Origin of the sequence: Bacillus sp. P14.5 (genome assembly GCF_003316765.1) — a bacterium.
Taxonomy (GTDB): domain Bacteria; phylum Bacillota; class Bacilli; order Bacillales; family Bacillaceae_B; genus Rossellomorea.
The window spans coordinates 120877-147050 of the sequence record NZ_NIJF01000116.1 but is presented as its reverse complement, the minus strand read 5'-3'; the positions used below and the strand labels follow the sequence as shown (position 1 = coordinate 147050).

The 26174-nt window shown below is 38.3% G+C and carries 22 protein-coding genes and 1 pseudogene; 11 read left to right on the top strand and 12 right to left on the bottom strand.

Annotated elements, in window-relative coordinates:
* Positions 1 to 2 precede the first annotated feature (2 nt).
* From B9Z54_RS23165 to B9Z54_RS23150, 4 genes are all read right to left on the bottom strand, one after another.
* Positions 3 to 1016, bottom strand: a complete 1014-nt coding sequence (locus tag B9Z54_RS23165) for a Gfo/Idh/MocA family protein (RefSeq protein ID WP_113930696.1) — start codon at positions 1014 to 1016, stop codon at positions 3 to 5.
* Positions 1009 to 1767: a hypothetical protein gene (locus tag B9Z54_RS23160; RefSeq protein WP_113930695.1), complete on the bottom strand. Its 759-nt coding sequence runs from the start codon at positions 1765 to 1767 to the stop codon at positions 1009 to 1011. Before B9Z54_RS23160 ends, B9Z54_RS23165 begins: the two co-directional genes overlap by 8 nt.
* A gap of 112 nt (positions 1768 to 1879) precedes the next feature.
* The gene (locus B9Z54_RS23155; protein WP_113930694.1) at positions 1880 to 2992 is read right to left on the bottom strand and encodes a DegT/DnrJ/EryC1/StrS family aminotransferase; all 1113 of its coding nucleotides are present in this window, start codon (positions 2990 to 2992) and stop codon (positions 1880 to 1882) included.
* A gap of 144 nt (positions 2993 to 3136) precedes the next feature.
* Positions 3137 to 4159 carry a glycosyltransferase family 4 protein gene (locus tag B9Z54_RS23150; protein WP_481747820.1) on the bottom strand — a complete coding sequence of 341 codons (1023 nt, stop codon included), beginning with the start codon at positions 4157 to 4159 and terminating at the stop codon, positions 3137 to 3139.
* A gap of 426 nt (positions 4160 to 4585) precedes the next feature.
* Here B9Z54_RS23150 and secA2 point away from each other — a divergent pair, with 426 nt between their 5' ends.
* Together secA2 and B9Z54_RS23140 are read left to right on the top strand one after the other, a co-directional pair.
* Positions 4586 to 6961 (top strand): accessory Sec system translocase SecA2, encoded by a 2376-nt coding sequence (gene secA2 / locus B9Z54_RS23145; protein WP_113930693.1) that lies wholly within the window; start codon positions 4586 to 4588, stop codon positions 6959 to 6961.
* Position 6962: 1 nt separating this feature from the next.
* Positions 6963 to 7817, top strand: a complete 855-nt coding sequence (locus B9Z54_RS23140) for an SLAP domain-containing protein (protein WP_113930692.1) — start codon at positions 6963 to 6965, stop codon at positions 7815 to 7817.
* Positions 7818 to 7881: 64 nt separating this feature from the next.
* On the opposite strand, the gene B9Z54_RS23135 is transcribed toward B9Z54_RS23140, so the two are convergent.
* The 6 genes and pseudogenes from B9Z54_RS23135 to B9Z54_RS23110 form a co-directional block, all read right to left on the bottom strand.
* The gene (locus tag B9Z54_RS23135) at positions 7882 to 8898 is read right to left on the bottom strand and encodes an SH3 domain-containing protein (protein ID WP_162785339.1); all 1017 of its coding nucleotides are present in this window, start codon (positions 8896 to 8898) and stop codon (positions 7882 to 7884) included.
* A gap of 3 nt (positions 8899 to 8901) precedes the next feature.
* Positions 8902 to 9191: pseudogene (locus tag B9Z54_RS26795) on the bottom strand (hypothetical protein); the annotation flags it as partial.
* 264 nt (positions 9192 to 9455) lie between these two features.
* A complete protein-coding gene (locus tag B9Z54_RS23125; protein ID WP_113930689.1) occupies positions 9456 to 10235 on the bottom strand; it encodes a C40 family peptidase in 780 nt (259 codons plus the stop codon).
* Between the two features lie 227 nt (positions 10236 to 10462).
* Complete coding sequence (locus B9Z54_RS23120; RefSeq protein WP_481747819.1) at positions 10463 to 10885, bottom strand: hypothetical protein; 423 nt, start codon at positions 10883 to 10885, stop codon at positions 10463 to 10465.
* Between the two features lie 160 nt (positions 10886 to 11045).
* Positions 11046 to 13508 (bottom strand): immune inhibitor A domain-containing protein, encoded by a 2463-nt coding sequence (locus tag B9Z54_RS23115; RefSeq protein ID WP_113930688.1) that lies wholly within the window; start codon positions 13506 to 13508, stop codon positions 11046 to 11048.
* A 130-nt stretch (positions 13509 to 13638) separates the two neighbouring features.
* Positions 13639 to 16308, bottom strand: a complete 2670-nt coding sequence (locus B9Z54_RS23110; RefSeq protein WP_113930687.1) for a hypothetical protein — start codon at positions 16306 to 16308, stop codon at positions 13639 to 13641.
* Between the two features lie 1352 nt (positions 16309 to 17660).
* Between B9Z54_RS23110 and B9Z54_RS23105 the strand changes: the two genes are divergently transcribed.
* The 7 genes from B9Z54_RS23105 (at position 17661) to B9Z54_RS25090 (ending at position 23401) form a co-directional block, all read left to right on the top strand.
* Positions 17661 to 17843, top strand: coding sequence for a hypothetical protein (locus B9Z54_RS23105; RefSeq protein WP_113930686.1), 183 nt, complete (start codon positions 17661 to 17663; stop codon positions 17841 to 17843).
* A gap of 18 nt (positions 17844 to 17861) precedes the next feature.
* Positions 17862 to 18131, top strand: a complete 270-nt coding sequence (locus B9Z54_RS26790; RefSeq protein WP_113930685.1) for a hypothetical protein — start codon at positions 17862 to 17864, stop codon at positions 18129 to 18131.
* A gap of 110 nt (positions 18132 to 18241) precedes the next feature.
* Positions 18242 to 18427 carry a hypothetical protein gene (locus B9Z54_RS23095; protein ID WP_113930684.1) on the top strand — a complete coding sequence of 62 codons (186 nt, stop codon included), beginning with the start codon at positions 18242 to 18244 and terminating at the stop codon, positions 18425 to 18427.
* A gap of 401 nt (positions 18428 to 18828) precedes the next feature.
* Positions 18829 to 20703 (top strand): LTA synthase family protein, encoded by a 1875-nt coding sequence (locus B9Z54_RS23085; protein WP_113930682.1) that lies wholly within the window; start codon positions 18829 to 18831, stop codon positions 20701 to 20703.
* Positions 20704 to 21302: 599 nt separating this feature from the next.
* A complete protein-coding gene (locus B9Z54_RS23080) occupies positions 21303 to 21788 on the top strand; it encodes a sigma-70 family RNA polymerase sigma factor (RefSeq protein WP_113930681.1) in 486 nt (161 codons plus the stop codon).
* 156 nt (positions 21789 to 21944) lie between these two features.
* Positions 21945 to 23111, top strand: coding sequence for an MFS transporter (locus B9Z54_RS23075; RefSeq protein ID WP_113930680.1), 1167 nt, complete (start codon positions 21945 to 21947; stop codon positions 23109 to 23111).
* Positions 23112 to 23173: 62 nt separating this feature from the next.
* A complete protein-coding gene (locus B9Z54_RS25090; RefSeq protein WP_162785338.1) occupies positions 23174 to 23401 on the top strand; it encodes a hypothetical protein in 228 nt (75 codons plus the stop codon).
* Between the two features lie 340 nt (positions 23402 to 23741).
* Here B9Z54_RS25090 and B9Z54_RS23065 read toward each other — a convergent pair whose 3' ends face one another.
* Positions 23742 to 24191 (bottom strand): SRPBCC family protein, encoded by a 450-nt coding sequence (locus tag B9Z54_RS23065; protein ID WP_113930678.1) that lies wholly within the window; start codon positions 24189 to 24191, stop codon positions 23742 to 23744.
* Between the two features lie 145 nt (positions 24192 to 24336).
* On the opposite strand from B9Z54_RS23065, the gene B9Z54_RS23060 reads away from it, so the two are divergent.
* Complete coding sequence (locus tag B9Z54_RS23060) at positions 24337 to 24597, top strand: hypothetical protein (protein WP_113930677.1); 261 nt, start codon at positions 24337 to 24339, stop codon at positions 24595 to 24597.
* 16 nt (positions 24598 to 24613) lie between these two features.
* On the top strand, positions 24614 to 24895 hold the full coding sequence (locus tag B9Z54_RS23055) for a phosphatase (protein ID WP_113930676.1): 282 nt from the start codon (positions 24614 to 24616) through the stop codon (positions 24893 to 24895).
* 352 nt (positions 24896 to 25247) lie between these two features.
* Here the strand turns inward: B9Z54_RS23055 and B9Z54_RS23050 are convergent, their stop codons facing one another.
* On the bottom strand, positions 25248 to 26057 hold the full coding sequence (locus B9Z54_RS23050) for a carbohydrate ABC transporter permease (RefSeq protein ID WP_113930675.1): 810 nt from the start codon (positions 26055 to 26057) through the stop codon (positions 25248 to 25250).
* Positions 26058 to 26174: the final 117 nt, after the last annotated feature.

Below are 26174 nucleotides of genomic sequence, written 5' to 3'. Positions count from 1 at the left end.
CTTTATAAGTCAATTCTCTTTCCAGTTTCAGCTGATTCTAAAATTGCGTGTATTAGTTTAACTGGCGCCATTCCATCTTTTCCTGAGACGATTGGAGAGCGGCCTTCATTGATAGCACTCACCATATCTTCGATTATACATTGATGGCCAGGTGTGCCAAACGGGTCTTTCTCAATTTGCTCCGATAAGGACTGAACTTCTTCATCAGATACCGTCTCAAAGTCCCAATGCTTAATCAGGTTGGCTGTTTTCCCGCCAACTTTTGCCGATCCTGTTTCACCAAAAATAGCAAGCGATTCTTCTAAATTACTAGGATATATAGTTGTGGCTGCTTCTATTACCCCTAACGCTCCTGACTCAAACATTACAGTGGCAACAGCTACATCTTCTGTTTCAATCTTTCTCAACCTAGTCGCCGCCATTGCCTGAACACTTTTCACAGGTCCCATTAGCCATAACAATAAGTCAAGGTCATGAATAGCCTGATTCATAAGCACTCCGCCATCAAATTCCTTTGTCCCTCTCCAAGGAGCCTGATCGTAATATGCCTGATTACGATTCCAGCGAACCGTTGCATTAGCATGACTTAATACGCCAAATTTGTTTGTATCAACAGCTTCCTTCAATGCTTGGATAGCTGGTCTGAAACGATTTGGATGGACTACAGCCAGCTTAACGCCATTCTCCTCCGCATCCTGTATCATTGAGTCTCCATCTTCCAGTTTCAAAACCATAGGTTTTTCAACAATGACATGCCTCTTAAAGGAAGTGACAATCTTAGTTAATGGAGCATGCAAACCGGAAGGCACGCAGATATTAACAACCTGAATATCTTCATTCTCACTTAACATTTCTTTCAAGTCAGTATACTTTTTGTACTCTTCGTACTCCGGGGCATTCAGTCTTTCTTCGTTTGTATCACATACTGCAACCAAACGTGCGCCCTCTATATTATTAATCGCCTCTATATGTTTTTTGGCAATATGTCCTACTCCCACAACGGCAAAATTAATCAATTTTTAAAGCCCTCCTTGCATCCAATATATATTTCCATAAAATTAAAGCTAATATTGTGAAAAACAAGCCAAAAATAAACCCTGCGATTGCATATTCTAAGGTATGTTTGTCTGTTTCAGATATATTTATATCACTTACTTCAGGCTTTTCAAAGAAAGTGAGATCGTTTTCGACTCTGTCAATTTTAGCCTTCGCTAAGGCAATATCCACGTCTAATTGAATAAAAAGACTTGCGAAAGTTATATTTTCTTCATCTGAAAAATCAATTTCATTTTTCCTTAACAATTCGGCGTAAGATACACTATCCTCAACCGTTAAAGTGTTATTCATTATTCTGTTTAAGTAGTTATCCTGAGCAGCTTCCAGTCTATCTAAGTGATTTTCCGTTCGTTCTATCACGTTTCTTGTTTCAGTTAGCTGCATTTCATATTGGTCCATGAGATCACTCTCTAACTTAGAAATGGACGCTTGTAACTTTTTTTCCGCTTTAGCGGTAGTATCCTCATTCACTGTTAACTTTATGAAATTACTGTCAGGAACATAAATGTCATCAACTGGACCATACCTTTTACTGATCATATCTTCATCATTTAACACATCTAAATGTACTGATCCTGTATAAACAGTTGCCTGCCCAACATATTCAGCTTTTTGGGGGATAAGATAAGAGGCTGCAATCCCAAGTACTAAAGCAATTAAGGGTATAAGTATTAAAAAAAGTTTTTTCTCCAGAAAAAAGTAAGTATTCATACAAGGTGAACTGTTTTCTATTCTCTTCCAAAAATCACACCAACCTTTTGGTTATAATGTTCACAATAAACAGAAACGCCCCTATTGCCTAGGCGACGCTTCTGGTGTCGTTTTAATTATTGAAGAATTCAGCTATTTTCTTAACTACATAAACTTGCTGTTCTTCTTTTAATTCAGGGAACATTGGAAGGGATAAAGCTTCCTTAGCTGCCTTTTCGGCAACAGGAAAGTCACCTTCTTTGTAGCCTAAGTCTTTAAATACAGGCTGAACATGCAAAGGCAGAGGATAATAGATCATACTTGCTACTCCCTGCTCTTTAAGATAAGCCTGAAGTTCATCACGTTTATCCACTCGAATTGTATACTGATGAAAAACATGGTAATTACCTTCTACTTCTACAGGTGTAACCACATTTTCCCCTGCCATTTCTTTGAGCAGGTTAGTGTAAGTGTCAGCCTTTTCTCTTCTGAGCTTGCCCCAATTATCCAAGTGAGGGAACTTCACATTAAGTACTGCAGCCTGAAGTTCATCTAAGCGGCTATTATAACCTAATACATGGTGATAATATTTCGGCTTACTTCCATGCACACGAATCACTCGGCTTTTTTCAGCGATTTCATCGTTGTTTGTTACAACCATACCACCATCACCATAAGCACCCAGGTTCTTAGTCGGGAAGAAGCTGTAAGTTGCAGCTGTTCCTAATTCACCTACACTTTTATTATTGTGCTTTGCACCAATTGCCTGGGCTGCATCTTCAATAACAAAAAGGTTGTATTTTTCAGCGATTTCAGCAATACGTGTCATATCTGCCATTTGACCATAAAGATGAACAGGTATAATTGCCTTTGTTTTTTCTGTGATTGCCTTTTCAATCGCTTCGGGATCAATATTGAACGTTACAGGATCGATATCCACATAAACTGGTGTGGCATTAGCTCTGGCGATCGCTCCGCCTGTTGCGAAGAAGGTAAATGGAGTTGTGATGACTTCATCCCCAGGACCTACTCCAGCTGCTTGGAGGGCAATATGAATAGCGTCACTTCCATTCCCGCATCCAATTCCATGAGCCACGTTACTATATTCTGCTACGTCCTCTTCTAATTTTTTCACATTATCTCCTAAGATGAAGCGAGAACTGGACATTACTTCATCTAATGTTTTAAGAACTTCTTCTCTTAACTCGCTATATTGTTCGGTAAGATCAAGCATAGGGACTTTCATGTAAATTCCTCCATTAATTTCAAAATCAGACAACATTCTATATTTTAACATATATAATTATGTTAAAACCTATACCACCTTGTGACAACTTTCGCATACATTTTCTTAAAAAAGCCGCTTGTGGAAACCACAAACGGCAGTATTTTATTGTTTCCCTGTCACTTTCCTGTACAGTTTAATGACGGGTTTGTATCTGTCATGAACCAATCCAATGGTTTCTGCTATAATTTCGGTAATAAGGAGCAGCCCAAATACAATGAGTATACTTCCCCACATTGTGGAAGCTTCCAATGTGATTGCGCTTATACTGAATAATAAACCAAATGCATATATGACCAAAACCGTACTTCGGTGTGATAACCCTAACGCCAAAAGCCTGTGATGCAAATGCGATTTATCCGGGGCCGATATTGGCTTTTTATTGGCAATTCTCCGTATAATTGCATATGTTGTATCAAAAACAGGCACTCCTAAAATAATAATAGGAATAATAAAACTAAATAAGGTTACACTTTTATACAGTCCCAGTAAAGAAAGTATTGAAATGGAGTACCCTAAAAATAAAGCACCGGTATCTCCCATGAATATCTTTGCCGGAAAGAAGTTATGGTAAAGGAATCCTAATGCACTACCTAATAAAATCAAGGAAAGCATAAGAATTAACGGTTTACCCGCAAGTCCGGCCATAAAGGCAATTGTTCCAATTACAATTGAAGAAATCCCTGCCGACAGGCCATCCAGACCATCAATCAAATTAATAGCATTCGTAATAGCGATAATCCAAAAAAATGTTACAAAAAACGACCAATTTCCCAACTCAAATGTTCCTATAAAAGGAATGGTGATTAAGTCTATCGTTAATCCACTGCCTACTACTGCACCTGCAGCAAGAAACTGACCAGCAAGTTTGTATTTAGCTGATAACTCATATTTGTCATCTAATAACCCGACAGCCATTATTAAAACCGCACCGAGAATAATTCCAGTTATTTTTTCATTATATAATCCGCCAGCAAAGTAGCCTGCTATTACACCGATGAAAATAGCTAAGCCACCCATTCGCGGCATGATATTTTGATGTACTTTACGTTCATTCGGCTTATCTGTCGCACCGATCCTGACAGCAAACTTTATCACTAATGGTGTAATGATTAATGATGTTGCCATGGCTATGACGAAAGGCAGTAAGAATTTAATTATATCCACTAGCATCACCTAGGTTTTCTCATATTTTTTAGTGCTTGTTAAAACCATTGTAATCGTATCATATTTTAAAAAGAATTCAATCACTTTTATATTACAAATTATTATCTTTATTTACACGAAGAAAGTTTTTACATTAAACAAGTTCTTTATTTCTACAGCCCCCTTCCCCTAATTATAGACGAAATTAGTTGGAAAAGGTTTCATTTTAATCTAAAATGTCGCATTTACTACATTACATACCTTTTAAATACCGCTAGTAAACACCCAGGAGTTCCCAAGGGAGCCATTCAATAGTTTTTTAGCATTTTTTGTAATAAATCGCAGAATAGCCCATCTTAATATGGTATAATTTAACCAGAAATTAAGGGAATTCAGGTGATTAAACATATGTTAAAAAACATCAAAAATTACTTAGGTGACGGTTCATTCAAAGAGTTGAAAAGATTAAAAAAAGATCTTTACAAAGTCAATAATCTTGAATCATCCTATACAGAAATGACAGACGAACAATTACAAAGTGAAGCTTCATCTCTAAAGAAGCGTATTTTAGACGGAACATCAATAAATGATATCATTTTTGATGCTTTTGCCTTGGTGAGAGAGGCCTCCGATAGAATCCTCGGTTTACGGCACTATGACGTTCAAATACTTGGCGGCCTTGCCCTGTCAGAAGGAAACATCGCCGAAATGCAAACAGGGGAAGGAAAAACAATTGTGGCTGCACTTCCAAGCTTTCTTCACGCTCTTTACGGAAAAGGGGTGCATGTCATTACGGCGAATGAATATTTGGCGAAGCGTGATTTTGAAACTATCGGAAAAATCCACGAATTTCTCGGTTTGAGTGTAGGTATTAATATTTCTGGACTGTCTGCTGACTTAAAAAAGGAAGCATACAACAAAGATATAACATACGGGACGGCTAATGAGTTTGGTTTCGACTACCTCAGAGACAATATGGTCACTGAAGAAAAACACAAGGTTCAACGACCTTTATTCTTCGCTATTATTGATGAAATCGACAGTATTTTAATCGATGAAGCAAGAACACCGCTCATCATAGCGAATAAGTCCAATCATTCTGCGGAATTATATACTATTACATCCATCGTAGTCCGTTCATTTATTGAAGAGGCTGATTATGAATATTATCCTGAATCGAAACAAATTTATCTTACAGGCGATGGTGCCACCAAGGTTGAGAATGCATTTGGGATTTCCAATTTATATGATGCCGAACACCAAATCCTCCTTCATTTCATTATGCAATCGCTGCGTGCACATGTAATTATGAAGCGGGATGTGGACTATATCGTCAGAAATGGGCAAGCTTTGCTGGTAGATCCCTTTACAGGAAGAGTTATGGAAGGGCGGAGCTACAGTGACGGCCTTCAGCAAGCAATAGAAGCTAAAGAAGGACTGGCTATTCAAGATGAGAATCACACAATGGCATCTATAACAGTACAAAATTATTTCAAACTTTATAAATTGGTATCCGGCATGACAGGAACCGCTTCAACAGAGAAAAAGGAATTCTTCGAAACCTATGGAATGAACGTAATTGAAGTGCCAACAAACAAACCAGCTATCCGCCAGGATTTACCTGATTTAATCTATAAAGACCTCCCTTCTAAATTAAAGAAAATAATGGCAGAGATTATTCAAATGAACAATTCGGGGAGACCAGTATTAATAGGAACAACTTCTATAGAGCAATCTGAACAAATTGCCGATGAATTCGCCAAGAAAGATATACCCTTTGAATTACTGAATGCAAAGACAGAAGAACAGGAAGCAGAAATCATTGCCAAGGCTGGTCAAAAAGGCAAGATAACTATTGCTACTAATATGGCAGGACGCGGCACAGACATTGGTATTGACCAAGAAGTTCGTGACCTTGGAGGTCTGCATATTATTGGAACAGACCGTCACGAAAGCAGAAGAATAGATAACCAGCTTCGGGGAAGAGCTGGCAGACAAGGCGATCCCGGTACAACTCAGTTCATCCTCTCATTGGATGACAGAATTATTACCTATTATGATGCTGAAGATGTAGAAAAGTGGAAGAAAAAAGTTAAGACAGACTCTACCGGAGTAATTCTTCAGCCTAATCCAATTAAGTTCTTGGATAAAGTTCAACTGACAGTGGAAAGCAGTCACTTCTCATCGCGTTCAAGTTTGGTCCGGTTCGACAATATTATTGACCAGCAGCGCCGTGCTATTTATTCTCAACGAAACCGCCTGCTTGCTAATGATGACATTTTTTATATTATTAAAGAAGCAATAGAATCCAACATATCTACTATTGTTGACAATTATTGTCCACAAGAACAAATTCACGAACAGTGGAATACTGTTGGTCTATTAGAGGAACTTTCCCTTCAGTTCTCATTTCTGGACCTAAAACTAGAAAACTTTAAGAATATAGAATATACTGCCCTGCTAGAAAAAATAGAGGCAATTAAAACCGAGGCATTTTCAATCATTAAAAACCATCCATCAATTCAAGAAATTAATGAACAGATGAAATCTATAGCCCTCACTATACTTGACCAAGTCTGGGTTGAACATATTGAGAATATGGAAAAAATAAAAGAAGGAGTTCATCTGCAAGCATTTGGCCAGGAAGACCCTTTTAGATATTTCGAGAGGGAAGGGTATGAGACATTCTTACAACTTATGCACCAATTGAACACACGAATTTCAAGAAGATTCTCCGTACTAATAAAGCACTATATTGATATTAGAAGTGAGGTGAATAACTAAAATGAATGCCCAAAAAGAGAATGAATCCTTAACAGAAAAATTATACCAAACCAGCCTTTACTTCCCTGCAGCATGGAGGATGACAGACCAAGAAAAATATATATACATGTTCCATCATGCCAAACTGACAGCATTAAGGGAGGACCAGCTTTCTTTTTCCGGTATAGACTTGGTTGAAAATGATGATAAAAGCATAGTGATTACTGCTTTTATCAGAAATGCATTTAAAAAGCTTGCTAAGTTGCAGAATATAGTTATAACAGTATTGGATGGTAAGCAGCAGAAGGTTGCAAGTAAACTAGTGGATTTAGGAGATTTAGATTCTTTACCGCCATTCACCAGTGTTCCTTGGCGTTTCCTCTTCAGCAAAGAGGACCGTTATACTGACAAACCAATCGACAAGGATGGCTGGAAGCTCCTTGTCGATCTTAAACCCAAAATCATTAAGCCAACCCTTGACCTGGACCCTGTATGGACCAAAAAGCTGAGCGACACCCAAAAAGGAGCCTTACAAAGAATTGTTGATCAGCAGCCAACCCTTGTAAATAAGAACGATTTTAATCTGATGGGACTGGAACTTCATTTAGATCAAAATGAGAGAGAAATCATCGTGAATGTTTTCTTACGCAACACCACAGAACAAACTGTCAAATTGGAATCTCTAAGCTTAGCTTTAGAAGATGCCTATGAGACTGAGATAACTAGAAACAACTTCTTTTTTAAGGAGTTGGAAGTAAAACCTAATACCTATAAACCCTGGTCATTCATCTTTCCATTATCCGATGACCATGATATAGAGAATTTAGATTTACGAAGATGGAGAGTAACACCTGTAAATATGACGGTTGTTAATTAAACTTTAATATTACGAAAGAAGGAGCAGTCACTTTGACTGCTCCTTCTTTCGTAATATTTACTTATTAAAAACTTACTGAAGCTACGTAGCCCTCTTGTCCGTCTTCAAGAGAGACTCGGTACCAAACAAAATGGTTGCTTGGATTATTATCACTTACGGGGTTATCTAGTATTTTTAACGCTGAGCCCGCAGGCAGTGAATCAATGGGAGTACCGGCAGTGGTAGGCTTGTTTCTTAAAGTGACGCTATCCATTAAAACAGCAGTCTCACCTATACCATACACCTGGGTGGATTTTGTTAACTTAGTGGTTTCGTATTGCATTTTTCCACCAAACTCCATGAGGTTGGAGTTTTCTTTATAAGTAATAACAAAATCATCTTTTGAAAGAATCTCAGGATCTACATCACTATTTTTACTAATAGTAGAGTAAACCTTTTGCTGGTATGTGGCTGGATATATAGTAGGATCATTTATCTTGGATAACCCATTATACGCCATTATAGCAAAATACCAGTTTTCGAGAAAAGCTGTATTCCCATCATTTATAACAGGTATTGCATAGCCCAGTTTTCTCTTTAATTTGTCAGTGCCAACTTGTATATTATAGGCTATGTCGTATTTTAATCTCTCATAATCATAAGGAGTATTTTCAGGATTTTCAGTGATTTGCATGATGCCAATTCCGTTGTCGAAGCTGATATTCGGCTCTAAATTAGGACCAAATTGAGTAAATACTGTTTCGTTGTGAGCAATAGCTTTTAGGATTTCTGGTGGTATACCTGCTTTTACCGCCTGTTTAGTTAGAAGGTCCTTCTTTTCAGCTGTGGACATTCTTACAGTGTCATTCGCACTCTCAACCGAATGAAACAGTTCACTCCAAAACGGACTGCTGCCCTTAACATTTTTAATATGGATATTAGCTTGTTCCAGCACAGGGTGAGAAACACCTTTAGCAATCTTTCCCTCAACCTCGTTCATTTCGTTGTAAACAGTTACATCATAAATGACTGATCTGAGAAGAACCTCTGCTGGATCCTTAAATTTCTCAAGAATTGCGTCTCGAGTTGATTTTCCATACACTCTATATAACAAAACCGCCTGCTTCCTGATCTCCTCGCCCAAAGTATAATAAGAATCCCTGGTTTTCTCAATATCTTCATAGACGTAGATGTTATCATGCAGCGCAGCTTGATGACTTTGTATTTTTTCCCTGAGGTTATTGCGTCGATATAAGCTACTGCACGTGTATAGTAAACATTCACTTTAGATTCTAAACGGTTCTCCAACTCTCGTTTTTGTTCACCTTCCGGTAAGGCAGCCACAGCTTTTTGAGCTTCCAAAAGTGCTGATTTGGTATGGTTAAACGTATTCATATTAGGATAGTCCACTTTCCCGGTGTACTCAATAGAGATCGCCCACTTAAGAGCCCCTCCCCATGATTCCGCTTTTTCCACTAATCTTTCAGCTTCAGAAAAACTAGCAGCACTAGCTGGTTGACCAATGAACAAAAAAATGGAACCTCCAAGGAATAACGCAGCAAATAATAACTTAATATGTTTCAATTAAATCCCCCTCATTCAAAAAATAAAGCCCTGGATTTTTTCCCAAGACTAATGTTACTTTCTATTAGTATTTTACTAGTTAATACCATTTAATAGCAATAGTTTTTGTTTAGATGGTGTTTTATAACTAACATAACTATCCATATTTGTTACATAGTAACCTCCACCGAGTCCATACTGCCCTCCATAAAGATTATCATAACGATAAACTCTGTATTGCTCGCCCGGCCATAATATTCTTTCAAACTTCAGCCCTTCATCGGTTCTCTTCCAGAGATTGATAGGCTTAACAATCTGCACTTTTCCAATTTGCCCATCTACCATCAGCAAACCATCCCAGTATACTTTTGTTTTCCCCATTGACTCCGCAGAAATAGAATTCTCCAAAGAACTGCTGGATATTTTTTCAGAATATCTTCTTGCTCCAATATAACGGTCTTTCCAATAATGTTCTCCAAGCCCCGAAACTTCCACACCGCTATTTCCAGCATGTATAAATTCATTGTCACCTAAGTAAATACCTGTGTGAGAAGGCCCTGGATTATATGTACTAAAAAAGACCAAGTCTCCTTTTTCTAACTCACTCGCATTGATTGCAGTTCCAGAATCATACTGACCAGCTGACGTTCTAGGTAAATCAACACCATAATTTGAATAAACATAGGTAACAAACCCTGAACAATCAAAACCGCTTGTAGTTGTACCTCCCCAACTATAAGGAACACCAACAAATTGCTTACTATATTCTTCAATATCAGTAGAAGCTGAAGCTGCACTTACTGATCCAATATTTTCACTAGTCAAAAGTAATATACCAACAAGAACAAATATCCTAAGACCATTAAAAAATTTCATGTTTTCCCCCTACTAAATATCTTTAAACCTCTTTTCTATAAATTATTCTACATTTAATAGGGTTAAAATACTATTAACATAAGATTAAAAATTGAGTGTTTCTTTACAGAAGTGTTACGAATGTTCAGGAGGATTGTCATAATTTCACGAATATATATAAGATTACTAGACAATATATGTAGAATCCTCGCCTCTAATTAAAAAAGAAAATCGATTATCGATTTTCTTTAAGAGTAATCAGGCCACTTATTCTGCTGTTCATCTTTTTCAATTTTTTCTAAGGTTTTATATTTTAATGGAAGCAAATCAGAATGATCAATAAACTTTTCAGACAGTTCAAATGGTATAAGAGAATAGGCATCTGTATTTTCAACAATAAAATACATTCCGATAATCCTCCCCCGCTCTTTAATAGAAATAGTTAAGAAAGCAGGATAATAGGTTCCTATATTCGAGAGCAAAATGGCCTTCGCTGTGACAATTCCTTCTTCTTCTACTTCTATGGAAGGATTCTCGATTTTCTCCAATACCTTTATGGCCCAGCCTTGTTTTTTATAATTACCTTTAATTTTTGGAGATTTTCCTATCAATTCCTTAGGCAGTTGATTTTCCTCATCTTTACCATCTAATCTGTTTAAAGAGTCACCCAACCATTTAACCTCCTTTTAATCTGGAAATACTAGTAGCATGTTACATTTTTACTACTTTTTTATAATAATATAAAAAGAGATAATAGTCAAAAGATGTAAATAACGTAAGTAAAAAGGCCGGCGAAAATCTCACCGGCCTCTTACTTAATAATATATGCTATTACCAGCCCCAACCCCAGTTTGTTGTTTGAGGAGCTGATTTGGAGATTTTTACTTTTCCTACAGTTTTGTCCGCAGATTGACCAACAACCTGGAATTTCAAACCATAGTTAGGTACATTACGACCAGCATCTACCATCCCTTTGTTTAGATAGCTCTTACTGTCATCAAATGTAGCAACCGGTGATTCACTGCGTTTCCGTAGATAGTCACCATTGATGTTAGTGTAATTAAGGAATTCGTTATTAGTATAATCTAGAGAGAATGCTGCGTCATCAATTTGATATCTTGTAGCAGCCACAGAACGGTCGCTCCAAGATGCAATACTTTGATGTGCATCTACAACTCCTACAAAACCGTCACCTGGATGTGCTCCAGTCCAGTTTTCACTGAATTGTTTATCAACATACCAAACTACTAACCCTTTATCATAAACCATTAAACTTTCGCCACGTCGGACATTTGCAAGCCCCTCATCGACTCCATTGTGGCTGCGCCATTCTAAAAGGTAATAATGGTCTGAACGTTTCATACCATCATTTTTTGTAAATCCATCTAGTGCAAACTTCGAAGATCCTTCAGCACCATCAAAAAGCACTTGACTACCATTTACTTTAACAGAAAGATCATCCACATAAATACCTGGATTAGAAACAGCTGAATCTGTTACATACTCAACTGCCACTTCTACCTTTTGTCCTTTGTAAGCTGATAAATCAAATGACAGGTTCTTCCAACCATTTGAAGTACCAGTGATTCCATTCCCTAAGTTAGAACCGTTTGGATTAGAGTTAGTTGTAACTTCACCAGCAATTGGTGTTCCGTTCACAGTTACATAGGCATAATCCCAATCTTTTTCAATATCGTACCATGCAGCAAAACTGAACTCAGCGGTATTTGCATTCGTTAAATCAATGTTTGCAGAAATTTCTGTATGCAGATCGTCTGCGCTGCCAGAAAAGTATTCATAGTCTCCACTGTAAGGTTTATTTATCACAGTTTCTTTTTGCGGGAGGTCTATCTTGATAGCATCATTGTTTGTTCCTTTTGTATTCGCTTCATCAAGCAAGTGAGTGATACCTTGTGTGGTAACATCTTCCTCATCAATTGTAGTACCCGTTAACCAGTTACCCTTTGTACCTTCATTATCAACGACTGCTGTTTCTTGCAGCATCTCTTTCATATACGGACTAAATCCAGTAGGCATTGTCCCAGGAATATCCCCTGCCCAGCTTCCACTTGCCATGATAGACCAGTAGCTCACAGGCTCACCCGTTCCAGTATATTGAGTATCATACTCATCTGGAAGCCCTAAATCATGCCCAAATTCATGTGCCATAACACCAACCGCCCCATCTTCTGGTTCAACTGTATAGTCATATGCATACATGGTTCCAGCACCCCAGTAGTCTACTTCTGGTTTAGCCGATCCTGCGATAGGGAAAATTCCACCAAGATTCCAACGGTGAGACCAAATTGCATCGGCACCTAATGACCCTCCTCCAGCTTCTTCACCAACACCAGAATGAATAACCATTAAATGGTCAACAAGTCCATCTGGCTCAAGGTAATTACCGTCACCATCAAGATCGTATCTGTCCCATTTATCGTATTCAGAAAGATCTACATTAGGATCAGCTGCAGCCATCTCAAGAGCCTCTTTCACTAATCCGCGTGCATCAACATCACTCCCATCTGGAGTAGGATAGTTACCACCATATGCTGCAGCAGGCTTGCTAGCAGTATACCAACCTGCAACATCACCCTCAACAGAATAACTACCGCCAGATTGCTGTTCATAATATTGTTTCATAGATACGTATGTTTTGCCGTCTGGACCAGTCCATCCGCCCGTGCCAAACAACATATCCTGATAATGAGCTTGAGAATACGCATTCTCATCGTCATAATACATATCAGTTTCCGAAGGAGACATAGAGTTATGTGGTTTATCCGGATAATCAACTAATAATACTAAAACCTTATCTGTTCTTTTCTCACCATTCCAAGCTTCTTGTTCAACTGAAGGAATGGATGAACTCGCAAATGGTTGCTGTGTCTTCCCTTTTTCAATTCCTCCAGAACTATTTGAATGCCCCGCTGCAGAAGGAATTAAGTTGAGGTTTTCATTTTCTTCACCTTCAACAGCTAATTCCGCTGCCTTAGATTTCTTTTTCAAAAAAGTATTTAACGCTTTTTCTGCCTGAGCAGTGGTTGCATTTTTAGGAATTTTCCCTTCTTCTTTTAGCATTTCAATCAACCGGTCAGTATTAGCTATCCCCATGTCAAAAGGACCAGAATGGGAGTGCGAATGTTTTTCTGCATGTGAATGCGAATGTTCTTCAGCGTGTGAGTGTCCTGAATCACCTAGACTTTCATTAGCAGCCAGGCTTGCTGGGCCGAAAGTTGAAATCGCTAAAGAAGCTGTCAACACACTCGTTCCAAGTATCTTCTTCCAATGCATTTATTTTCCTCCTTATCAATTAAAAACTAATAAAACCTAATATTTCAAAATATCAAATTTGTCAGATAATTTTAATTAATAATCAGGCCCCACCTCTTAATGAGATTGGAGCCTGATTCCTTTGTGAAAATTAGTTAGCTAGACCGTCTTTGTCTCCACGGATGTCAAATACTAATCCTGATTTAACACCAGAGAAACCTTCTGTCGATGTTACGTGCACATCGGAATTAATGTTGATCCAGCCATCGTTTCCTGCGCTGTTAAGAACATCAATGTCATTACCAACCGTGAATGTTACTGTATGACCATTTACAATTACTTCAGCGTTAGTGATCCCGTCATTTGCTGAATCATGTACTGCTTCAGTCGAATCAAGGATTACTTTATTGCCAGCTTCATCTACAAGTGTAATAGCTTTTGCAGAAGCGATAGCATCGTTCACAGAAGCAAACGTTAACTGAACTTGGTCACCCGCATTAAGTTTCCCATCTGTATCACCAAGGATGCTAACAGTAGAAAGATCAATTAGGTTTTTAAACAGGTCGCTTGTAGGAACATCGTAAGCTGAAGTGCTAAGATCAGCATCTCCTACAAAACGGTGTGATTGATCATTATCACCTGGTACCCAAGCATGACCAGCATCATCTTTAATACCAGAAGCGTTAGTGATCGCGAATGGTACAGACAATTTGTTCACTCCACCTGTTACAGTATTTTCTAGTGTACCAGTGATTTTCACTTGAACTTTATTTCCAGATACAGTGAACGTAGCATTTTTGCCATTAGTAATTGTAGTTACAGTACCGTCCGTATCCGTTACATGCAATGTTGCATTGCTGGCAACAGCACTTAGAGAATCACTGTACTCAAGCGTGAAAACATCGCCTAGGTTTAGGATACCGTCCATTGTATTATCAGCACTTACATCAGTTAGCGCATTTCCTATTAATACAGGCGCTTCAGTATCAGCTTTCACAGGAGGATTTACAGCATTAGATGTTGCTCTCTCTCCGTAAGCATAGAAGTTAGTATCACCTTCAAGATCTACAGCATAAACAGTATAAGTAACTGAGTATGATGAAGAAAATTTCCCAAGACCAGTATCCACAAACTCACCTGCTGCAGATTGAAGAATTGGAGTATTGAAAGTTGTTTGGTCTTTAACAGCACCAGTTGCATCTTTAACAGTACGTTCTACCATATAACCTTCTACGTTATAGTTGCCTACTTTATCAAATGTGACGATAGCTTTATTCCCATCCACTACTGCTTTAAGGTTAGAAACAGCTCCTACTTTATCTTGTTGGATAGAGTGGATTGTTACACCTTGAGAATCAGTATTGTAAGTGAAGTCAAGTTTGTCACCTACACTTAGGTGTGCTTCAAATTGAGCGCGAGTGAGCCCGCCATCAACAGTTGCGCCTGTTTCAAGGTAACGGAAGCGATCGTTATTATCGAATTTAGCAAGAACGTCTGCATATCCATTTCCTGTAAGGTCAAGAGTATACCAACCCTCTGCTTTATTAACCTCAACTACTGTACCCATTTTATAAGCGTCGATTCCCGCTTCTTTAGGCAGCCATTTAGCAACCGCACCAACCGCAACTCCTTCTACTGGAGTATTGTCTACAGCCAGGCTGATATCATTGTCATTAACATTTTCTTCTACGAACATTACTGGAACTGCAGAAAGCGCTGTGCCGGATTTAACAGAGAATGTCACTGTTCCAGAAGCACCAGTACTGAAGTGGCTTAAAGTTTTCTTGTTATGAGCCAATCCGTTAACTTTGCTGATTAGAGCATCTGCTTTAGCAAGATCTAAGTCAGCCAAAGCATCAGCAGGGTCACTGTCTTTGAATACTACTTTGCCATCTTCGCTGACAGTTACTGCACTTGGATCAACCAATTTGATGTCTACTGCAGCATTTTTAGCAAGAGTTCCATCAGCATTGCGAGCTGTCAGTGTATATTCAACTTCGTCACCAACAGTTACAACTTTCACATCTGTAGAAGGTACGCTTGGTGCTGGAGAAGGATCAACTGAGATAGGATCTCCTTTTAACGCCTCATAGGCAGCTTCCAAAGCTTCTAATTCTGCAGTTAGTTCTGCTTCAAGAGAAGAATCTTCAACTTTTGGCAGCCAAGCAGTAATGTTAGCATAGCGCTTGTTAGCTTCAGTAAGATCATCACTTGAGATAGCAGAAGCTAAACGATTCAATTCAACTTTAACACTTACAGGGTAAAGCGCTTCATTAAGAAGACCTTCCGCTGGTGCTTTGTAAGTATCAAGGATAGCATCACGAGTAGATTTACCATACACACGGTAGAGAAGTTCCGCTTGTTTGCGAATCTCTTCAGTTAATGTGTGATAAGCAGAAACTGTATCGTTAGTAATACCGTCATTTAATTCTGCTTCAAGCGCTGCCGCTTTTTCTTCAATTTTCTTACCAGAAGTGACAGCATCGATGAATGCTACTGCGCGGTTGATGTGTAGGTTTACTTCAGCATCCAGGCGAGCTTGAAGAACATATTTTTGAGTGCCGCTTAGAGTTTTAACTGCTGCTGCAGCTTTATCACGAGCAGCTTTCGTAGCATTGAATACTTCCATGTTAGGGTAGTCAACAGTTGCTGATCCCTCAACTGAGATTGCCCACTTAAGAGCACCTGCTAATTGTTCTGCGTCTTTAACTAATGTTTCTGCTTGTGAAGAAGTTGCTGCTTGAGCTGGGTTTGCAGCAACAAATGCAGCTGCCGCAATAGCAGAAGATGTTGCTACTTTGAATGCTTTTTTCTTATTCATTAAATAATATTCCCCTTTCATTATTATCAATAAGTTATATGTGAATTAGCAAAGGGCCAACCTTTAAGATTACTAGTTATAAGTTATGTAAAATAACAAACTAAAATCCTTCGCTAACTTCAACCAGAATTATAAACCATTGCGGAACCTATATATGTAAAACTTGGGACAAAAGACCTTTAATTACAAAGTATTCCTTAACCCTAGTTCGATTATAATATAAAAAATTCTATATTACTAGATAAAAAGTAACTTTTTTAAAAAATTTAGAATTTTAGCATTTATTTTGACGTATTCCGTAATATTGTAATACAACATTTCCATATCATTTGAATTTTTACCAGTATTTATTTAAACACACCAATATATTACCATAATTGGATGGAATGTAAAGGATAAATTACCCATAAAAATAGAATATTTTATAAAAAAGTTTTATTATTACATAAAAACCAAATTAAACTAACGTATACCACTTACAAATAATTCCATAATTATATAAGGGCTTTTGCTTCACTGTACCGATTTCCTTTTTTCCTCTAAAGCATCACCTGATTCCTTATAATCATTTGAAATGTGTTCATTAGAATATAAAAACGTTAACCTTTACAATTAATGGGCGTATTTTTAAAGACTTCTATTGAATCAGGGAAACAAACCTAACTATTAGAAGGATCCTCATTTTTTAGAATGATGTCATGAACTCAAAATTAATTTTTTCAAGGATAGGTAAAAATTTCAGGAATTAGATCTATAAGTTTAATAAAATGGAACTGAAGAACTGATCGCTTACTTACCATTAAAAAGGATTAAATCAGGTATGTTAGCCCTCCTTCAAACAGACAGACATCAGGATAGGGTATACATAAAAAGCGTCTACTGCTGCCTAAAAAAACTTTTAGATTTTAAGACGTTTGGAACGGAAGGCGTCCTTTGCAGCACAGACTCTCAGATTAAAATAACCCCCTGAGATAAAAAGGAAGACCTTTTTTTATCTCAGGGGGTTATTTGTTTCCATGGTCGACCAGGATGCTTAACTTTTTATAGGGTGAACTCTCGCCCGATGAGTCGCTTCTATGGAGGGAATATTAATTGCTTCTATATAAACTTTCTTTTTTTGCTAGGAAGATTTTGAAAAAGATTTTTAAATGGAAATCTCCGGACTTAGCCCTCAGTTTTTAAAACTTAAAAAAGCGAATGTCACTATTAGTTAAAAATACTATGATAAATACAGTAACCAATTTACTTTCAACCATATTAAAAATCATTCTAAAGAACAAAAAACACACTATTATACCTATGGCTTAAAAACTATAAAATCGGATATATTTTCTAAATAGAGGAGAGAACGTATGAACATAAAGTTAATTAAAATGATATTGTCCCTTTTAACCCTTTTAATTGTTTTTAGCATGGCAGCTCCAAGCTATCGAGCAAGTGCAGCAGTTTCATTAAGCTACACAGAAAGCCTGGTGAAAACTGCTGAAACTAATGCGAACCTGCTGAGGAAGCAAATCTCTTTTGAATATAATTAAACTTTATCTACCCCTAATATGAAACTTTTTAATCAAACAAAAAAATCATATACAAAAGCATATTCTGCTGTGACCTCATTAAAAAGCAGTCCAGCTAAAGTACAATTGTTTAGCAGGCTGAATTCAAACGTTAAACTTCACATTGACAGGGCTGTAGCTTACATTGATGCACTGAACGCCGGCAAGAAAATTGAAACTTTAACAAATGAATTGAAGCATTTAAAAAAGGAGAGATATACATGCTGCCTGTTACAAGCAGTTATTATCACAAACTCTCTTCAGAAATAAGAAAACAAGCAGTCTTGCTTTAAAGGGTATATGGAAAATCTACAAGAGATGCCATATTAAAAAAATATAAGCTGCCAGCTGAAGAAATTAAAAAACACTTTACCTATTTTGTGACAGTTTATGATTTAGTCGAAGAAGCAAATTTAGAACTTTCATCAGATAATTATGATGCTTATTATATGCTCGAAACTATCAATGGATTTCTCCCTGAAGTTCATGCTAGGTATCCTGCTCACGTTTTCAAAGCACTCCAAGATGAGTTAGTTGATTTTGAAGAAATGATGGATTATAACTAAGAACCTGATATATATGGTTATGTAACGGAATTTCTTATGTATTCCTCTGATAATTACCAAGATACAATGAATTTTTATTTTTTCACTAAAGAAGGCGGAAGAATAGAAGACTATTATAAACTTGAAACTTCTTTAATCTCTGGAGAAACTCAGATAATAAGTTTTGAATTTCAGGAATTTGAAATTACAGTTATGCTTTACCCCATTGATCTTAATAGTAATTCCGTAAGATTCTACATCTTAGATATTGAAGAAATATAACAATAAATAAAGTTAAGTCAACCGGTCTCTTATAGGAGACCGGTTTTTTATTCGTTCTAATATTTTCAACATTAAACTATTTTTGTTAGAATGTAATAAACTTTACAAAAAATTTACAAAGAAAATAAGGAGGGAGTTTATTGATTGAACGCAAAAGAGTATATTTAATGCAAACTTTGCTGATATTCATTTTTAGTATTTCCTGGCTCATTAAGCAAACTTTATTCATTAATGAGTTGTCCTTTAATATCAATATCCTCTTCATGACTATTTCATCATTAGCAGTGGGCTTTGTTGTCTGCAGTTTTTCTTTATCAAAGCCTACCCTGAAAAAAGCAGCTCTTTCTTTCTTTCTATATTTTTTAGTAACTTTACTTTTATATGCCGATGTCGTATACGAACGATATTATGATGCCATATTAGATATTCAATTATTAAGTCAAGCTAATCAAGTCGGTACTGTTTTCAGCTCTATTCTTTCTTTAATATACATATCTGATTTATGGTATTGGGTTGATCTTCCCTTTTTATTAATTCTGCTAATATATTATTCAAAAAGAAATAAAACTATAAGCGCAGGTTTAGCTCCTCTATTTTTATATGTTATAGGCCTTGGAATGATTATCCTGTTAGCCTTTACTACTTTGGAGCCTTCTTATTCAGATCAATATAAAGTTGCTGTTTCAGGAATTATTCCAGCACATATTTACAACACTTTTAAATCTAATGACCCTATTGAAGAAGCAGTGTTCCTCGATACTTCTTCTACTGCTGATGAAGATGAATCAGACAGCTTACAAAAAAGATTCTCACTTATTCAGGATATACAAAAAAGTAATCCTGACTTCGGTAAGTTCAAAGGAAAAAACCTTATAATTATTCAAGCAGAATCCCTAAACGATTTTGTTATCAATCTAGAGGTAGAGGGCAAGGAAGTAACCCCAGTTCTGAATGAATTAGCAAGTACTAGTAATTACTATCCCAATATTTACTTGCAGATCGGGCGGGGAAATACATCCGATGCTGAATTTGTAGCAAATAATTCCCTCTATCCTATGTCTGATAATGGGGTATACAAAAAATATCCTAATAATAATTACCTTTCTCTAGCTAATGTTTTAAGGGAAAAAGGATATGAAACTTCGGTCACCCATGGAAACAGCCCTGAGTTTTGGAACAGACAGAAAGCATACCCTAATCAAGGATTTGACACATTTTATCATTCCGGACATAAACAAATTGAAAGTGATGAAATTGTGGGGCTTGGAATCTCTGATGAGAGTATTTTTCGTCAAATGGTTAAACAATATAAAAACATGGACCAACCGTTTTATAATTTTATTGTATCTCTAACTGTTCACAGACCTTTTGAGTTACCTCAAGAGCACCAGCACTTGAACTTGACGAGCAATATAAAGAATACTCCAACAGGAAACTATTTGGAAAGTGTTAATTATTTTGATCAAGCATTAGGATCTTTTATCACAGATTTAAAAGAAAATAACTTATGGGATAATACTATTTTTATTATTTATGGTGACCATTACGGGCCAGTCCCAAAGGATAGAGAGGAAATGAAAGATCTAATCAATGTTGATTTTGATGAAAAGGAACGATTTAATATCCCACTGATCATCCACCATCCTGAACAATCTAAAGGGGTTGTCAATAAAGTCATAGGAAGTCAGATGGATATTTATCCAACCATCTCTCAAATGATGGGAATTACAAGGCCGCTTGTACAATTCGGTCTCCCCCTTGACTCAGAAATAGAACGAACTGTAGGTTTTTACTATGAGACCACACAATATAGTTACTATGGAAGTACCTATAGTTATCAGGCAGCACATACCGGTAAATTTGAAGATGGAAAATGTATTAATAGTCAAAATGGAACCGCAGTTAAACTAGAGAATTGCAAGCTAAACTATGAAAAAGTTTATAATGATGTACAATTATCCAGATATTTATTGGAAAACAATTTAATAGATAAGATCTTTCCTATTAAACAATAATTCGCATCTGTCTAAAGTTAGAACGCATCCTTAAAGGATGCGTTCTTTTCAACCATCCTGCAGCAACCATCTAGCCATTATCTACAATAAAGTTTACTTCTTTCCTCCCCCAACTCAATGCTGCCTTAAGTAAAGAAAGGTGAAGAAGTGTATTTACCTTCAGGATTTCCCATTAGAGTGCTCTATTTGGTGTTTTCATGTTTCATTGGAGCCACCACTTCAAGTAGATAACTTTAAAATATGTCGCACTATTATCTCCTTATCTTCTTCCCCTAAGTTAATGCTTTAGTTAAAGCCTGTAATCTTATCCACTTATTAATAGTGTTTTAATCTTTTAAGGTGTTGTTCTACTGTTCTAGGCTTTTACTAAGAATGAAGGAAAAATCAGCTTACCTTTAGAAAGCAATGACGGTTTTTAATTTTTCTTTTATTAAATTAATATTAGTCTTCCTGAACGTTTCATTTTAGAATATTAAAAACCCATTTTCTTAGGCTAAAAACGGCTTTTTAGCTATTCGTCAGATTATTTCCAGAAAAGTAAGATGAACTTACCCGGGAATAACCTAGTGAAAGCGCGCTTTCCTGAGAGGGAAAGAACCATGAATTTTGAGGAGATTGCAGTGCAGTATGAGCCGATGATTTACAAAGTAATGAAGACTCTTCATGTGTATAAGAATGAAGATGAATTTTACCAGCTGGGGTTGATTGCGCTTTGGGAGGCAGCCACCCGTTTCAATCACGAGAAAGGCCATTTTTCCAGCTATGCCTACTCTTACATAAGGGGAAGAATCCTGGATGAAATGAAGAGAAGCATTTTACATGAGGAGCGGCACAGCACTCCCAAGGAAGAGTATTGGGAATATGTAGAGGACCCTAATAAGGTTATGCCATTGGAAGCTGATCTGCTGCTGTCTTACTGCCATGAATTGAACAATAATCAAACCAAATGGGTGATCTATACTTGCTTGGATGGGCTTACTTTAAAAGAGATCGCACAGACGGAATGCGTATCTCCCTCCGCAGTAAAAAAATGGCGTTCCGGAGCTAAAGAAAAGCTCAAAAAACACCTGCAGAATTTGTATTAATTTTTTCCCGGTTGACGCGCTGGGAATGTAAGCGCAACCACTGTTATTTTTCCCAGACACCCCCTTGAATCGGCTTTTTGCCAGGCGTATAATGAATTCTTGATTATACAAGTAACCATTCATTCAACCAATACATAAGGGGGATCCCTTCTTTTTATGAAGAAACAAAACTGGCTGTCCATTCAATTCTTTGCAATCTTTTTCACCTGGGGCATTTTCGTACCATATTGGACTGCATGGCTTGTTGAAAGCAAAGGCTTTTCGATTGCCACAGCGTCTTCACTAATCGCTGCCGGCATGATTGCCCGTTCGTTTTCCAGCTTTTATTTATTTCCAACCTTGAGCCAGAGGTTTCCGCTTGGACAACTCGCCCGCATCATCGTTGTCGGGTCAGGCCTGTCACTTCTATTATTCTTTCCATTAAGTTCATACATCGGGATGCTGGCCTGCATGGTAATTTTCAGTCTTGTCTATCCGATGGTAATGCCGCTCGTTGAAAGCATGGCGGCGGTCATGATGAAAAAAGATAAAATCGATTATGGTAAAAGCAGATCATGGGGGTCCATCGGGTACACCGCTGCGCTTCTTCTGGCAGGTGTGGTCACCTCGATTTTCAATGAGGGTGCGGTCATCTATATGATGTTCGCGGGGATTATCATTATCCTGATTTCTTCACTGCAAAAGCTTCCGGAATCCATGAGCGCGCCTCGTGGACAGGAACGGATGTCGTATCGCAATCTGATTAAGTCTAAAAAGTTCGTCCTTGCTATGGGAATCGTCATTTTCCTGCAGGGAACTCACGCAGCTTACTACAACTATGGTGTGCTGTATCTGAAGGACCTCGACGTCAGCAACCTTTATATCGGAGTGCTTTTGAATGTGGCTGTAATTGCTGAAATTCTTTTCTTCGCACTATCTGATAAGTTTTTAAAAGGGCGTTCCATTTCCATCATGTTCATGATAGCCGGTTCGGCCGCTGTCCTGAGATGGACGATGTTGTTCCTATTCCCGAGTGTGTCCGTGTTTGTTGCGACACAACTGCTGCACGCTTTTACTTTCGGGCTAACACATTACGCCTTTATGAGGCTAATTTATGAAGAGCTGGAAAGCAAGGACGTTCCGGCTGCACAAGGTGTTTACACGGCGTTAGGTACAGGTTTGAGTACCGCTGTCTTAACCTTTATCGGCGGATTCCTGTATGACTACGCACCAGGTTATGCCTTCCTTGGAATGGCTGTCGTTGTTATCCCGGCGATTGTGCTTGGCGGGTATATGTATAGTAAATATGAAAGAGCTTTGGTTGTGCGCAAAGCCTTAAGTTAATTTTACTGGGCATCGAAATTTTTAGATGGTTCGGTGCTCTTTTACTTTTCCCTTTTGATTTGATGTATAAACCTGTTTTTGGGGTTTTATTAATTGGTTTTTGCTTCCTAGCAGGTGGGTTTTTTCTTCTATCACCGAAGTTTGTTTGTTGCTCTATCGACGAGTTTTGGTGTTCTATCGACGAAATTGGCTTGGCTATCGACGAAAATTGGCTGGCTATCGACGAAGCAGCTTGTTCTATCGACGACTTTGCCTCTTCTATCAACGAGTTGCTGGTCTCGGAAGGCTAATTTTCTGTGACTATCTAAAAGGTGAGACTCTCTTTCGGCCGGCTGTCTCAACTTTCGCCACCAACCAGTTTAGTTTCTATCGACGAGTTTTGGTGTTCTATCAACGAAATTGGCTTGTCTATCGACGAAAATTGGCTGGCTATCGACGAAGCAGCTTGTTCTATCGACGACTTTGCCTCTTCTATCAACGAAGTGCAGATCTAGGGAGGAAGGTGTGACTCTCTATCAGCCAGGTTTAACGTTCTATCAACCACTTTGGCCACTCTATCAACCATTTCACCCATTCTATCAACCACTCAGGATAAATCAGGCTCACTCGTTTATAAATGGCTGGGTTTTTCTACGCTTCCGCCATCTCCTTTAACGCTTCTGCCCGGGATTTAATAAATCTTCTCATATAGTTTTCTAAGAACAGCTTGTCTGCCAGAATGCCGATCGGGCCGAAGGGGGACTTATACTGAAAACGGTCAATCATGAGTGTCCCGCCATCTTTTTCGATAAATTGGTGGGTATGTTCGAAGGAATGGAAAGCTCCTTTCACCATTATGTCGACGAATAGAGATGGCTTTTTCATATGAGTAACTTTAGCTGTCAGCCTTTGCTTCACTCCAAAATGCACGGCTTCCCATGTTACGATATCTCCTTCTTTTAAAAGGCCTTTTGTCACTCCGCCGACTGCCTTTTCCTTTGTTCCTGAAGTAGTCTGAGTGTGGACATCCACGTTTCTCGCGAGATCAAAACACACTTCGGTCGGTGCTTTTATGAATTGATGATGTTCAATTAATGGCATACCCTTCTCCCCCTCTTCTATTTATTATAGTAAATACAGGGTCTGTGAGCATACGAGTTAAATAATTTTAATTTTCAAACAACTAGTTCTCTTTTACCATAAAAAAGGTTATAATAACTTCATCTAAATAAAAGGAGAAATCACCTTGAAATATCTTGCTCTTAAAGCCTTTGGCATTCCTGCCTGGAGTTTTCTGTTTGGTTGTCTGTTCGTTATTCTGTCAGGTTTCGGCGGAAGCATCGCATCCACTCTTTCCAGGCAGGGTAGTGAAGATGTGTGGATGGTTTCGGACCAGTTAACTCGGGCATGGACCTACATTCCCTTAATTTTAGGTGTCGCTCTTTTATGCTTGGCAGTCTGCACTTTTTCCATTTCTTATTTCTTTTGGCAGAAACGTATTAGCTGATATCGATTAAAAAACTTTGAAGTTGCATGGGGGAATCTACATTAAAAACCTACAAATCGGGTTAATCTTAATTATATCCAGCGCAATCACTTACGGAGGTGCCTTAATAGCAGCCTCTGTCTATTCGCTTGTTTTGGCAGGAGATGGCGGTCAGGGCTGGGATGGCAGGTATGGTATTTTCGGGACAGCTCTTAAAGAGGCAGGCACCCTGCCTGTAACAATATCCATCCTATCATTCTTAATAGGATTAGGCCTGATTGGCTACAGTTTAGTGAGGGGCGATTACTCTAAAGAGTGATCGTTTTTTTGGTCTTGCATTGAGCTGCGGGCAATGCTGCTTCTGTTCCACTCTCCGGGCTGAGTTTTTTTGAAAGAGCTTGAGATTGCTATCAACCGTTTTGCTATTTTTAGCAGCCAATCTTCTCGTGCCTTGTCATTCAGCAGAGTTTTGCCTCGGATTTCCCTCTATCTATCAACGAAATTGGCCTTTCTATCGACGAAGTAAGCGCCTCTATCAACGAATATAACCAGTCTATCGACGATTCGGGACAGTCTATCAACGAAACCGCTTATTAGAGATGCGATCCGGTAAAACCTGACCTGATTGCCTCATCTAAAAACAGAAAAAAAGCCCGGAAAAATCCAGGCTTTTATCCTTTCATAGACCCGGCCATCATACCGGCAACAAAGTAACGCTGCAGGAAAAGATAGGCGAGGACCATTGGAGCTGAAGCGATAATGACCCCCGTGAACAGCATCGGATAGTTGGTCATGTATTCACCTTGGAACTCCAGCAGAGCGAGCGGCAGGGTTTTATAATCCTTGTCTGTGATAAACAGCAATGGATACAACAGGTCGTTCCACACCATCACGAACAGAAAGATTGCCGTAGCCGAAATGGACGGAAGCGATAATGGGACAGCTACCTTCCTGTACATCTGCCAGTTGGAAGCACCATCGATCCGGCTGGCTTCAAAGAGTGAACTCGGCAGTGATTTCATGAACCCGGTCAAGATGAAAACTGCCACCGGCAAAGTTACCGCTATGTTGACAAGAATCAACCCGGTGAGACTGTTCGTCAGTCCCAAATCGAATACGAGTTGATAAAGAGGAATCATATTTACCTGAGCGGGAACCATCATTCCCAAGGTGAATAAACCGAAAAGGATCCTTCCCGGCCACCCGGACATGCGCGTTATCGCAAAGGCAATCAAGCTTGAGAAAAACAGAGTCACGCTCACTGAGAATAACGTTACGATGACGCTGTTCCAGAAGTAATCACCCATGGACTCCTCGGCAAACATCGAAACATAGTTTCCAATGTTGAAGGTCTCAGGAAAGCCTAAAACATCCTGGTACATCTCGGCATTTGACTTGAATGTGGCAAAAAAGATAGCAATGACCGGAATGGTGATCAGCAAGGCATAAATTAGATTCAGAAAACCTTTTGTAATCTTCAAGAGTTTCCCCTCCTTTTAAAAGGCAGTTGTATTGTCGCTTTCGGAAAAATCCCGAGAACCGAATTTCCCAATGAATACTAGGCTTTTTCTCTCTAAACGCGGAGAGCAGTTCTTTTC